12 protein-coding genes are annotated in these 12,412 nt (G+C 59.9%); 3 read left to right on the forward strand and 9 right to left on the reverse strand.

Annotated elements, in window-relative coordinates:
- The first annotated feature begins 40 nt into the window (after positions 1-40).
- Both GA0061100_RS07815 and GA0061100_RS07820 read left to right on the forward strand, forming a co-directional pair.
- The gene (locus GA0061100_RS07815) at positions 41-616 is read left to right on the forward strand and encodes a TRAP transporter small permease subunit (protein ID WP_075852626.1); all 576 of its coding nucleotides are present in this window, start codon (positions 41-43) and stop codon (positions 614-616) included.
- The gene (locus GA0061100_RS07820) at positions 616-2,388 is read left to right on the forward strand and encodes a TRAP transporter large permease (protein WP_075852178.1); all 1,773 of its coding nucleotides are present in this window, start codon (positions 616-618) and stop codon (positions 2,386-2,388) included. The genes GA0061100_RS07815 and GA0061100_RS07820 overlap by 1 nt, the downstream gene beginning before the upstream one ends.
- A gap of 91 nt (positions 2,389-2,479) precedes the next feature.
- Here GA0061100_RS07820 and GA0061100_RS07825 read toward each other — a convergent pair whose 3' ends face one another.
- The 7 genes from GA0061100_RS07825 to GA0061100_RS07855 form a co-directional block, all read right to left on the reverse strand.
- Positions 2,480-2,812 (reverse strand): hypothetical protein, encoded by a 333-nt coding sequence (locus GA0061100_RS07825; protein ID WP_075852179.1) that lies wholly within the window; start codon positions 2,810-2,812, stop codon positions 2,480-2,482.
- A 191-nt stretch (positions 2,813-3,003) separates the two neighbouring features.
- Entirely contained in the window at positions 3,004-4,113 is a 1,110-nt protein-coding gene (locus GA0061100_RS07830) for a TRAP transporter substrate-binding protein (protein WP_075852180.1), read from the reverse strand.
- A 245-nt stretch (positions 4,114-4,358) separates the two neighbouring features.
- Positions 4,359-6,419 (reverse strand): prolyl oligopeptidase family serine peptidase, encoded by a 2,061-nt coding sequence (locus tag GA0061100_RS07835; protein WP_075852181.1) that lies wholly within the window; start codon positions 6,417-6,419, stop codon positions 4,359-4,361.
- 118 nt (positions 6,420-6,537) lie between these two features.
- Positions 6,538-7,431: a polysaccharide deacetylase family protein gene (locus GA0061100_RS07840; RefSeq protein ID WP_075852182.1), complete on the reverse strand. Its 894-nt coding sequence runs from the start codon at positions 7,429-7,431 to the stop codon at positions 6,538-6,540.
- 106 nt (positions 7,432-7,537) lie between these two features.
- Positions 7,538-9,427 (reverse strand): ABC-F family ATP-binding cassette domain-containing protein, encoded by a 1,890-nt coding sequence (locus GA0061100_RS07845; protein ID WP_075852183.1) that lies wholly within the window; start codon positions 9,425-9,427, stop codon positions 7,538-7,540.
- A gap of 49 nt (positions 9,428-9,476) precedes the next feature.
- Positions 9,477-9,977 (reverse strand): hypothetical protein, encoded by a 501-nt coding sequence (locus tag GA0061100_RS07850; protein ID WP_075852184.1) that lies wholly within the window; start codon positions 9,975-9,977, stop codon positions 9,477-9,479.
- A 150-nt stretch (positions 9,978-10,127) separates the two neighbouring features.
- Entirely contained in the window at positions 10,128-10,643 is a 516-nt protein-coding gene (locus GA0061100_RS07855; protein WP_075852185.1) for a DinB family protein, read from the reverse strand.
- 195 nt (positions 10,644-10,838) lie between these two features.
- Between GA0061100_RS07855 and ndk the strand changes: the two genes are divergently transcribed.
- Positions 10,839-11,261, forward strand: a complete 423-nt coding sequence (ndk, locus tag GA0061100_RS07860) for a nucleoside-diphosphate kinase (RefSeq protein ID WP_075852186.1) — start codon at positions 10,839-10,841, stop codon at positions 11,259-11,261.
- Between the two features lie 72 nt (positions 11,262-11,333).
- On the opposite strand, the gene GA0061100_RS07865 is transcribed toward ndk, so the two are convergent.
- Both GA0061100_RS07865 and GA0061100_RS07870 read right to left on the reverse strand, forming a co-directional pair.
- The gene (locus tag GA0061100_RS07865; protein WP_075852187.1) at positions 11,334-11,855 is read right to left on the reverse strand and encodes a hypothetical protein; all 522 of its coding nucleotides are present in this window, start codon (positions 11,853-11,855) and stop codon (positions 11,334-11,336) included.
- A complete protein-coding gene (locus tag GA0061100_RS07870) occupies positions 11,852-12,400 on the reverse strand; it encodes a CGNR zinc finger domain-containing protein (RefSeq protein ID WP_075852188.1) in 549 nt (182 codons plus the stop codon). The genes GA0061100_RS07865 and GA0061100_RS07870 overlap by 4 nt, the downstream gene beginning before the upstream one ends.
- Positions 12,401-12,412 lie beyond the last annotated feature (12 nt).

Raw genomic sequence — 12,412 nt, forward strand, 5'->3', positions numbered from 1 at the left:
CAGCCAAAAGATCCGGGAAGAATCGCTGCGGGGGGAAATCATGAAAACATTGCTCGGCTTCAGCCGAATCGTTGACTATTTGACTGAGATCATTGGAAAATCAGTCTCATGGCTCATCCTGGTCGCCGTCTTGGTCAGTGCCGGAAACGCCATCGTTCGCAAGGTCTTCAACACCTCGTCCAATGCGTGGCTGGAAGCGCAATGGTATCTGTTCGGCGCAGCTTTCATGCTTGCCGCTGCCTATACGCTCCGGCAGAACGAGCATATCCGCATCGACATCGTCTACGGCTCGCTGTCGCGCCGGGTGCAGCACTGGATCGATCTGCTCGGTCATTGCCTGTTCCTGATGCCCTTCGTGCTGCTGATGGTCTATGATCTCGTACCCTATGTCCGCACCTCCTTTATGTCCGGAGAAGTTTCCTCGAGCGCCGGCGGCCTGATCATCTGGCCGGGCAAGGCGCTGCTGCTGGCGGGCTTCTTCCTGCTGGCGCTGCAGGGGATCTCCGAGATTATCAAGAAGATTGCCGTCATGCGCGGCGATATGGACGATCCGACGCCCTATGTGCCGACACATGCGCCGCTCGACGTCGAAAGCCCGGCCGGGGAGGCGCGCTGATGATCGAATTCATTGCCGTGAACATGGCACCGATCATGTTCGCCTCGTTGATCATTTTCCTGCTTCTCGGGTATCCCGTTGCTTTCGCACTCGCCGCCAACGGGCTGCTGTTCTTCTGGATTGGCGTCGAGCTTGCACCCTATTCTGGCGGCACCATCAATCTCTCCTGGCCGCTTCTCAATGCGCTGCCGGATCGGTTCTGGGGCGTGATGTCCAACGACACGTTGCTGGCGATTCCGTTCTTCACCTTCATGGGCATCGTGCTGGAACGATCCGGCATGGCCGAAGACCTGCTCGACACGATCGGCCAGCTGTTCGGGCCGATCCGCGGCGGCCTTGCCTATGCGGTGATTTTCGTCGGTGCGCTGCTTGCGGCCACCACCGGCGTCGTGGCGGCCTCGGTTATCGCGATGGGGCTGATCTCGCTGCCGATCATGCTGCGCTATGGCTATGACCGGCGGGTCGCATCCGGCGTCATCGCCGCCTCCGGTACGCTGGCGCAGATCATTCCGCCGTCGCTTGTCCTGATCGTGCTGGCCGACCAGCTCGGCCGCTCCGTCGGCGACATGTATGCCGGCGCTCTCATTCCCGGCCTCGTGCTGACCGGTCTCTACATGCTCTATGTATTGATCATGTCGATCGTGAAGCCGAATTCCATGCCGGCATTGCCGAAGGAGGCTCGCTCGCTCGGCTCAGGCGTCACGTCGCTGCTCGTCGCCCTGTTGATCTGCGCCGGTGTCGCCTACGCGGCCCACGTTTATCTAACGCCCACCTACGGCGAAAATGCCGACATTCTCGGCGCAACCGTCGGCGTTGCCTTCATCTACGCGATCGCCGTGCTCGACAAGGGGATGAAGCTCAACGTGATGTCCAGGCTGGCCCAGCAGGTCATCATCGTCCTCATCCCGCCGCTGGCACTGATCTTCCTCGTTCTCGGCACGATCTTCCTCGGCATTGCGACGCCGACCGAAGGTGGTGCGATGGGGGCGGTGGGCGCGCTCATAATGGCGGCTGCCAAGGGGCGGCTGAACATGGAGGTTATCCGCTCGGCACTGACCTCGACCACGCGGCTTTCGGCCTTCGTGCTATTCATCCTCATCGGCTCGCGCGTCTTTTCGCTGACCTTCTATGGCGTCAACGGCCATGTCTGGGTCGAGCATCTGTTGGTGTCGCTGCCTGGTGGCGAAGTCGGGTTCCTGATTGCCGTCAACGCGCTTGTCTTCTTTCTGGCGTTCTTCCTGGATTTCTTCGAGCTTGCCTTCATCATCGTGCCGCTGTTGGCGCCTGCCGCCGATAAGCTCGGCATCGACCTGATCTGGTTCGGCGTACTGCTCGGTGTCAACATGCAGACGAGCTTCATGCATCCGCCTTTCGGCTTTGCGCTGTTCTATCTCCGTTCGGTGGCAGCGCGCGTTCCTTATCTCGACAAGGTCACGGGCAAGCAGATCGCGCCTGTTACGACCGGGCAGATCTATTGGGGTTCGGTGCCTTTCGTCGGCATCCAGATTCTGATGGTAGCGTTAACGATCATGTTCCCGCAGATGGTCATGCACTACAAGGGAGCGGGCACGGGTGTCGATCCCAACACGATCAAGATCGAGGTTCCGGGCTTCGGCGCCCCCGCTCAGGACAATGGCGGTGGCCTCGGCCTGCCGGGCCTGCAGCTGCCAGGCGGCAGTCCGCTGGATGCCAAGCCGGCTGGACAGGGCAACGGTGGCGATCAACCAAAACCGCCGGCCAACGATCTCAGCCAGCCGCCGTCGTTTAATTAAAAGCAAAATACCTTCTCCCTCTCAGGAGAAGGTATTCATCCGCGCCATAATACCGGCACGAGATATTACCTGGCCTACTTCGGGCGGCGGATCATTTGCAGCCTTTGGCCTTCATCGTATTTTGAATGGATAGTACCTTACCTTTTGTGACGGAGATGAGGCCTTCCTTATCTCCCCCTGTCACGCTGGACATAGGTACACCGACCAGGAAGACACCAAAAGCATCGCCGTTGGCGGCATTGTTCTGGTCTTTCGAAAGGGCTGTCAGTTTTCCTTGCTCGGCACTGAGTTCTCGCGTGAGGCCCGCGCAATCAAGGTTGGAATAGGCAGCCATTGGAATTTCTGTAGGAACAATGGCATCGGGACGTTTGGCGCAAGCGGCAAGTGGCAATAAGGCGATTATTGCAAATTGTTTTCGGTTCATAAAATTCCCCAGCGTTGAGACAATAGTAGCTAGCAACAACGCAGGAGAGAATTGAGCTGAAATATTAATCAACCACAGGAATTTTCGTTTCGCATGAGAAACGGCAAGTAGTTGTTCTCGGCCATCAATCTCTTCGGGCGGAGCTTTGGACAAACTCCGCCCGGAAAAACCTATGCTTCCAATTGCGCCACTCAGATCTTCCCGGCGCGCTGCAGCGTCATCATGTAGACGTCATAGCTGTATTCCGCGACCTGGGTATAGAGATAGTGCTGGCCGCGGAAGTCCTTGATCGAGCCCCAGATTTTCTTGAAGGTCGGGTTGCTGGCTTCCATCTCGGCATAGACCTCGTTGGCCTTGTCGAAGCAGGCATTCATGATCTCGGTGCTGAAGGGCCTGAGCTTGGCGCCTTCGGCGACGACCCGCTTGATCGCGGCTGGGTTCAGGTAATCGTATTTCTGCAGCATGTTGGCGTCCGTCGCCTGAGCGGCCGTGCGCAGCAGCGATTGATAGGCCTTCGGCAAGCCTTCATAAGCAGCCTTGTTGAACATGACATGCACGGTCGGGCCACCCTCCCACCAGCCGGGATAGTAGTAGTAGGGCGCCACCTTGTAGAAGCCGAGCTTCTCGTCGTCATAGGGGCCGACCCATTCGGCCGCATCGATCGTGCCTTTTTCGAGCGCGGGATAGATGTCGCCGCCGGCGATCTGCTGCGGCACGACGCCGAGGCGTTCGACCACCTTGCCGGCAAAGCCGCCGATGCGCATCTTCAGGCCCTTGAGATCGGCAACCGTGTTGATTTCCTTGCGGAACCAGCCGCCCATCTGCACGCCGGTATTGCCGGCCGGAAAGCCGATCAGCCCCTGGGTCGCCAGGAACTCGTTGAAGAGACCGATGCCGCCGCCGTGATACTGCCAGGCGTTCATGCCGCGCGCATTGAGCGCAAAGGGAACGGCAGCTCCCAAGGCCCAGACCGGATCCTTGCCCCAATAATAATAGGCGACGGAATGGCACGCCTCGACGGTTCCGGCCGAGGTTGCGTCAGCCGCCTGCAGACCAGGCACGATTTCACCGGCCGCAAATACCTGGATGTTGAAATTGCCGTCGGTGGCTTCCGACACATATTTCGACAGCACTTCGCCACCGCCATAGATCGTATCGAGCGACTTCGGAAACGACGATGTCAGGCGCCAGTTGATCTTCGGATTGCTCTGCGCAATGGCCGGAGCGGCAAGGGTTGCAGCTGCTGCAACCGAGCCGGCGCCGGCGACGCCGGCTTTCCGCAGAAATGAACGACGATCCATCTATTACTCCCCCCGGATACGAGCAGGCGGGCTCGCCCGCTCTTCGTGATCACGGCTGCAGCTAACCATGCCGCTCGACGCGTTTCAAGCGTATCGGAAGCGAGTGCAACCATTGATTTTCGCTCGGAACCGGAAGGCGGGCCTAAAGCATGTCGCGCAAAAGTGTGCAGCGGTTTTGCGACAACGACATGCGCAAAACAAAGACCTAAAGCGCGAGACGCGAATCTGAAAGATCGCGACGTGCTTTAGAAGCTTTTGCCTTTCACGATCGTTTCCCGCAGGAAGCTGTAGCCCAGCGCGGTACGCGTCGCGCGTTCCGTCGAAGCGCCGTCACCGCCATGGCCACCCGAGCCGAATTCGTGGAACAGCGGGTGATGGCCGAGCGCTTCCAACTGAGCCGCAAACCGCCGGGCATGCGAGGGATGCACACGGTCGTCATTGCTCGAGCTTTCGATGTAGATCGACGGATAGGGGGCCTCGGAAGCCGGCTTCACATTATGCAGCGGCGAATAGGACTGCAGATATTCAAGGTCGGCCGGATTGTCGGGGTCGCCGTATTCGTCGATCCAGGCTTTCCCGGCGGGGAAGACATGGAAGCGGGTCATATCCAGGACCGGCACCTCGCACCAGATCGCGCCGAAATCCCGCGGATAGCGCGTCGTCATGACCCCGGTCAGCAGGCCGCCATTGCTGCCGCCGTTTCCGGCGATGCGGGCGGGCTTTGTGTAGCCGCGAGCGACGAGATCGCGGGCAACAGCGGCAAAATCCGCAAAGGCCTTGTGGCGACCGTGCCCTTTGGCGGTGCGGTGCCAGTTCGGTCCGAACTCGCCGCCACCGCGAATATAGGCCATCACATAGGCGTTACCCTGTTCGAGCCAGCGGCCGATGACGCCGGAATAATAGGGGCCGAGCGCGATGTCGAAGCCACCATAACCGTACATCAGGACAGGCAGTTCGCCCTTGGTCCAGGTTTTTGGCAGGACGATATGATAAGGCACCCTCGTGCCGTCCTCCGAGACGGCTTCCAGCAGGATGGAGGTCATGCCTTCGTTGTCGAAATAGGTCGGCGAACTGGCAATGTGCTTGAGTTCAAGCGGCGCCCCGCGATCGCTGAGATCCAGCCGGTAAGAGGAAGGTGGCTGCAGAAAGCCGGCGCCATAGACCTGCAGCGTGTCGTCGCCGAGGTGCAGATCGGAATAGAGCGGCGCGGCCGACACGGTCTGAACATCCTCAGGCAGCGTGATTTCGCGGATCTCGGCATCGGCCTTGGTCAGATCAAGGACGAAGAGATGCGACCGCATATTGTCCGAGACGATGAAGACGCACCATTCGCGCATGAGCAGGAATTGCGAAACCGATTGCCGCTCGTTGGGCGAAAACAGGATGCGTCTCGCATCGGCGCCAGCTGTCCCCGGCTCTCGCGGCAGGGGCTGCAAGGCCAGGCTGCCGGCGGGGATGCGTTCGTCGGTCTTGGCAAGCCAGACGAGATGGGAATGGTTGAATCCGAATTCGATATCATCAGGCAAATCGATCTGTCGCAGCGAACCGTCCCGATCCTCGATGAAGTGACTGGCGCTGCCGATTTCATGACCCGCGCTGAAGATCCGGATCGGCCGGGCCTCACCTTCCGCTGCAAGATCGGCAAGCTGTGGGTCGAAGATCGAACAGGAGCCATAGATGTCGCTGTCTTCGGCGGCATAGAGGACGGGAGCATCCGCAGGTGATTGGCCGCGTTTCAGGCGACGGCCGACGCGCGGCCAGCCGGAGCGCGTCGAGGATTCGCGGTCGATCGAGCCGAAATAGGCGATTTCGTCGCGGCTGAGCCAGGTCGCATGGCTGCGAACCGCCGGCGTATCGAAGCCGCCTTCGACGATGCTTTTCGTCTCGCAGTCGAATTCCAACAGCCGGATGGGATCTGAACCGCCATCGGAAAGGCAAAGCAGCACCCGCGTCGGCTCCCAGGGGCAGGTGATCGCGCCGCGCCAGAGCCATTTCCTGTCTTCCTGTGCGCAGAAGGCATCGAGATCGAAGATCGGCTCCCAGGGTGCGTCGGGCAGGGGCGCAAGATCCGCCGGCAGCCGATACCATCGGCCGAGCGGATGATCGGCGCTGCGATGAAAATCGAACAGCCAGTTGCCGCGCCGGGTCGTGGCGATCAGCCGGTCCTCGCGCTCGATCATTTCCTTGATCGCGATGCGATCCGCCTCGAATTCTGGCGTCTTCAGCAGCCGCTCAGAGTCCGCATCCATTTTGGCGACGAATTGCAGGGTTTGCGGATCGTCGTCGCGTTCGAGGTGGAGGTGCATGGCGGCTCCGGATTCTATTGCTGATAGTGGCGAGGGCTCAGCAAACCAAAATAAGAGCGCGGAAGCAACCGTGCATCCGCGCCCGCATTCGTCATCGATTTTTCGGTATTGACCCGTCTCAGCGGACCATTTTGGTATCGGCCTGTGCGACGAGATTGGTCGCCGGAGCCGGCTCGCGCCGGTATTTCAACGTCACGACCTTGTAGCCCTCTTTCTCCAGGCGGCTGAGAAGAACAGGCAGCATCCTGACCGTGCGCTGGTGGATGTCGTGCATGAGGACGATGCCGCGGCCGCGCTGATGGAGTTGTTTCATGGTGCGATCGACCACCGAGGCAGGCGTGGAGGTGAAGTAATCCTTGCTGTCGATATCCACGTCCATGACGACCATGTCACGGGCGGCAATGGCGGCGCGCAGGCGCTTGGAGTCGGCAAGATAGGGGAAGCGGAAGAACTGCACATCCGTGCCGATCGCCTTTGTGACGGCATCCTTGCCGCGAGCGATCTCGGTCATCGCCGCGTCGAAAGTCATCTTGTCGAGATCGGGATGGCGGAATGTATGGCTGCCGATCGCATCGCCATGCGCGAGCACCTCGCGCGCCGTCGCCGGATGAGCCTGCGCCATTTCGCCGACCATCATGAAGGCGGCCTTCACGCCGAACTTGTCGAGCGTGGCAAGAATGCGTTCCGTCTTGCCGGGAGCCGGACCATCGTCGAAGGTCAGGATGACCTCCTTGTCTGCGAGCCTGATATCCTTGAGTGAAGAGACCTCCAGCGTGCGGCCAGCGAGATTGTGCGGGCCGTTCATGCTTGCCAGATCATCTCGGGTTTCGAGATCGGCGACGAGCCATTTCTTCGGCTCCATCTCCACGGGATCATTGGCCTTCAGCGGCTTGTGGCGCGGCTCTTCGGCGGCATAGCCACTCTTGAGCGAGGCTTCACTGCCCGGTTTCGTAGCGCATCCTCCGAGAGCCAGGGACACAGCAAGGCCAACCAGCAAAACACGGTAGTTCATCAGAATCGCTCAACAATATGTCTATGAAAGTTGAGCGCATTTTCTGCAGTTATGGTTAATGAACGGTTAGGATAAGGCCCCAATTCGTTAAGGGGCAGTAAGGTTTTCAGCCGGCCATGCCGCTTTCATATTCCGAAGACAGTTCAAGCCATTGCTCTTCGGCTGCAACGAGCTTTTCAGCGGCATCGGCGCGTTGCTTTGCCTTTTCCGCGGCCTTTGCCGGTGCCTTCTCGTAGAGGGCGGGGTCCGCAAGTTCCACATCAAGCGCCTGAATCAGTTTCTCAAGCTTGCCGGTCAAGGATTCGATTTCGTTGATCTTCTTCTTGAGTGGCGCGAGCGAAGCGCGTCGATCGGCATTGAGCTTGCGCTGATCCGCCTTCGAAACGGAGTCGTCGCCGACAGCAGCCTTGGCCTTGTCGTCCTTCGACTTCGGGCTGGCGACAACGAGACTGCGGTATTCTTCAAGATCGCCGTCGAAGTTTGAAACCGTGCCGTCGCGCACCAGCCAGAGCCGGTCGACGGTGGCTTCGATCAGATGGCGGTCGTGCGAAATCAGGATGACCGCGCCGGAATAATCGTTCAGCGCCTGGATCAGCGCATTGCGGCTGTCGATATCGAGATGGTTCGTCGGTTCATCGAGGATCAGAAGGTTCGGCGCGTCGAAGGCGGCAAGGCCCATCAGCAGGCGAGCCTTCTCGCCGCCGGAGAGATCCTTGACCTGCGTGTCCATCTTCTCGGTCGCAAGCCCCATCTGGGCGACGCGTGCGCGCACCTTCGCCTCCGGCGTTTCCGGCATGCGGCGGCGCACGTGCTCGACGGCGGTCTGGTTGGGAATGAGGTCGTCGAGCTGGTGCTGGGCAAAAAAGCCGATCTTCAGGTTCGGCGCGAGCCGGACTTCACCGCTCTCCGCACCAAGCCGGCCGGAGATGAACTTCGCGAAGGTCGATTTGCCGTTACCGTTCGAGCCGAGCAGGGCGATGCGGTCGTCCGCATCGATGCGCAGGTTCAGGCGCTTCAGGATCGGCTTGCCCGGCTCGTAGCCGACGGCGCCGCCGCTGATTGCGATGATCGGCGAGGCCGGCTGCTTTTCCGGCTCCGGAAAGCTGAAGCCCATCACATGGTCTTCGATCACGGCCGCGACCGTGCCCATGCGCTCCAGCGCCTTGACGCGGGATTGTGCCTGCCGGGCTTTCGAGGCCTTGGCCTTGAAACGGTCGATGAAGCTCTGCAGGTGCTTGCGCGCCGCGTCGTTCTTCGCTTTCGCCTTCATCTGCAGCTCGTCCGCCTCGGCCTTCTGCCGTTCGAACTGATCGTAGGAGCCGCGATAGAAGGTGAGCTTCTTCTGGTCGAGATGGACGATGGAATTGACCGCCGTGTTCAAGAGGTCACGGTCGTGCGAAATGATGATGACCGTGTGCGGATAGCGGCGGATGTAATCCTCCAGCCAGAGCGTGCCTTCAAGGTCGAGATAGTTTGTGGGTTCGTCGAGCAGCAGCAGGTCGGGCTCGGAAAACAGCACGGCTGCAAGAGCCACGCGCATGCGCCAGCCGCCGGAAAAGGATGAGGCCGGGCGCTTCTGCGCTTCATGGTCGAAGCCGAGGCCGGCAAGGATGCTGGCGGCGCGCGCTTCGGCCGAATGTGCGTCGATATCGGCAAGACGCGTCTGGATATCGGCGATGCGATGCGGATCGGTCGCGGTTTCTGCTTCCGCAAGCAATGCTGCACGCTCCTTGTCCGCGGCGAGCACGATATCGATCAGCGGTTCCTCGGTTCCCGGCGCTTCCTGCGCGACCTGGCCGATGCGGGCATTGCGCGGGATCGAGACCGAGCCGCTTTCGGCGGCAAAATCGCCGGTGATGATCCTGAACAGCGTGGACTTGCCGGCGCCGTTCTTGCCGACGAGGCCAGCCTTCGTGCCCGCCGGAAGCGTCACGTTGGCATGGTCGATGAGAAGACGGCCGGCAATGCGGGCGGAAAGGTCTGAAATCGAAATCATGGCGCGGTTTTGGCCGAACTCGGCGCCGAAGGCAAGAGCGTGAAAGCGTTCAGACGCCGGTGCTGCGCGACGATTTCGGCAGGTTTGCGCAGTTCCTCAGCCGCTCGGTCAGCTCGGTTTCATAGAGCATGAGGTTGCTGAGCGAGGCGTTGAGGCTGTCGAGGGCAGCATCGGCATGCGGTGCCGCCTCGATCTCGCGAGCGAAATGCTGCTTCTTCCGCAGTCCCTTGGCGAGTTGATCGGCCACTTCACGGAGCATTTCGGCCGCATCGCTTTCGGATTTGCGCGCCACCAGCCCGCAATGGCTGACCAGACGATGTTTCAGCCCGATCTCGTCGAGCCCGCCCTGCGAGGGAAGGGGACCGAGCGCCTCGATCTCTTCGGCAAGACAGCGGTCTTCGCCATAGAGCGCCTCGTAAAATAGCTGATAATTGCGCGGCAGGTTCTTGATCTTCAGCCGCGTCATGAAGCGGCCGATGACCTCAAGCTCGGTTTCCGTTTCATCATCATCGATGGAATATGCCGAAACGCTTGTCTGCGAGTTCTTCATGCCTGCTTCTGACCGTGAGCTGATATATCTTATCAATCTGCAGGCTGGCAGGTTAAGGGAACATGAACAAAACGGTCTATGTGTGTGCTCGCGCAACAAAATGAGGCATGCGCTCAACGCTTGGGCGAAGCCGATCAATATCGGTTCGCTTCATGTTGTCATCCAGTGTTGCCCTTCGCCGCGCAGGAAATGCAGGAGATCGAGTACCAGAGACGGCTTGCCCATTGACGTCAGTATCATATGGCATTGGCCGCGATGATGAGTGTGGTGGTTGAACATATGCGCGACCGCCAGATGAAGAGGGTGGGTGATCGCACCGGGCCGGAGAACGGATGTATAGGTGACGTCAGCGGCTAGGGCCGCGTCGTCGAGCGTCTCGATCCAGTCGGTGATGCGCCGATCTTCGGCCTTGCGGGCGGCACGAAGTTCCGCCAGATCCTCGTGTAGAACGACACCCAGCGCGGCTGGAGCCTCGCCTGTGCCGTTGAAGCGGTGCATCCACAGCCGATCCGTCACCAGTAGATGGTTAAGCGTTCCGTGTAGCGAACCGAAGAAGGCGCCGCGATCCTCATGGAATTCCGCGTCGCTGAGATCCGCCGCGGCGTCATAGACCTGAGCGTTGGCCCAGCGATTATAGTCGGCAAGCATTCTGAAATGTCTGAGCATATGCGTCTCCTCCATGGTGGTGGTGATGATGTTATCGCTAAGGTCGATGATCGGCGGCCGCTTCGCCGCCCCTAGAGATCGCGAATCAGCCATCCGTACTGTGACAGCGGCGTGAAATTGGGCGATCCCCCTTGTTTTCGGGCTTTGGGGCAGGTAAAGACCGCCCACTTTTCTCTGATTACAAGGAATGGACCCATGGCGATTGAACGTACTTTCTCGATGATCAAGCCGGATGCAACGAAGCGCAACCTGACCGGCGCCATCACCAAGGTTTTTGAAGACAACGGCCTGCGCGTCATCGCCTCCAAGCGCGTCTGGATGAGCAAGCGCGAAGCTGAAGGCTTCTACGCCGTTCACAAGGAACGTCCGTTCTTCGGCGAACTCGTCGAAGGCATGACCTCCGGCCCGACCATCGTTCAGGTCCTGGAAGGCGAAGGCGCCATCCTGAAGAACCGCGAAATCATGGGCGCGACCAACCCGGCAAACGCTGCCGAAGGCACGATCCGCAAGACCTTCGCCCTCTCGATCGGCGAAAACTCCGTTCATGGCTCGGACGCTCCGGAAACGGCTGCCGTCGAAATCGCCTACTGGTTCTCGGAAACCGAAATCGTCGGCTGAATCAGCCTTTCAGCTCCAGCGCTGAACGATTTGAAATGACTCAATAAAGCCGGGATCGCTTCCCGGCTTTTTTCACGCCGGGCAGGCTGTATCCTTCCCGTAATCGGCGCTGCCGTCACCTTTGAAGATGTCCGGGTTGGCTGTGTAGGCGGGGCCGACGACGAGCGGCTTCGTGGGTAGCACGGTCTGGTCGAGATCGGATTTGACCTCGGTCTTGATGGTCTGGATCGTCTTGTCGCTGGCATCGACCAGTTTGATCGAGACGGAATAAGGGCGGTCCTTGCGGACGCAGCGCAGGTCCGGGCTTTCGAGCGTGATCTTGTCCCAGAACGTATAGATCTTCTGGTTGACGACAAGCGGATCGCCGCCAGCAGGGTTTTCAAACTCCGCAACGGCCGTGGTTCCCTCGGGGATCGGGGCGATCTTCTTGAGCGTAATCATGTAGCTCGCGCTTGCGACGCGATAGTTGAAGACGAAGAGGCGGCCGGTGAGCTGGGTCGGGCCTTCGTCGTCTTTCCTCTGGCAGCCGGCCAGCGCGAGTGCGGCGATCATCCCAACGCCGATCGTTGTCAGCATAATCCTTCCTATTGTCATGGCGCAGTCTCCTCCTTCTTGCGCCGGTAGTGTCGGCTGGCCTTGGCACGGTTGCCGCAGACTGCCATGTCGCACCAGGCGCGGCTTTTGTTCTTGCTGCGGTCGATAAAGAGCCAGCCGCAGTTACGGCATATTTTCATCCGTTCCGGATCGGGCATGGCGATCAGGCGCAACGTCGAATGCACGGTCGCCGCATCGAGCCCATCGGATGAGGCTCGTTTCAGAACCTTCGCCAACGCAGCCAGCAGATCGGCGAGCAGCAGGTCTGCAGCCTCGCCGAGAACACGTGTCCGAAAGTAGCGATCAATCGTCTCGCGCAACGAAATGAAATCGGCCCTGTTTTCCCGCTGCACCGGCAAGATATCGCCGAAGAGTGCCCGTTCGGCGCAGAAATTGGCGGCCGCTTTCGGGAAATTGTCCATCTGTCCCGCCGCCTCAAAGCGGTCGATGCGGCGTTCGTCGTCATGGCGCAGGATCACGCTGTTGGCGACATCGAGCGCAAGCGCGCCACCGGAGAAACGATGTGGGGTCCAGGAAAAGCTCATGGCGAAAATTAT

The organism is Martinezella hainanensis (assembly GCF_900094555.1).
GTDB lineage: Bacteria > Pseudomonadota > Alphaproteobacteria > Rhizobiales > Rhizobiaceae > Rhizobium > Rhizobium hainanense.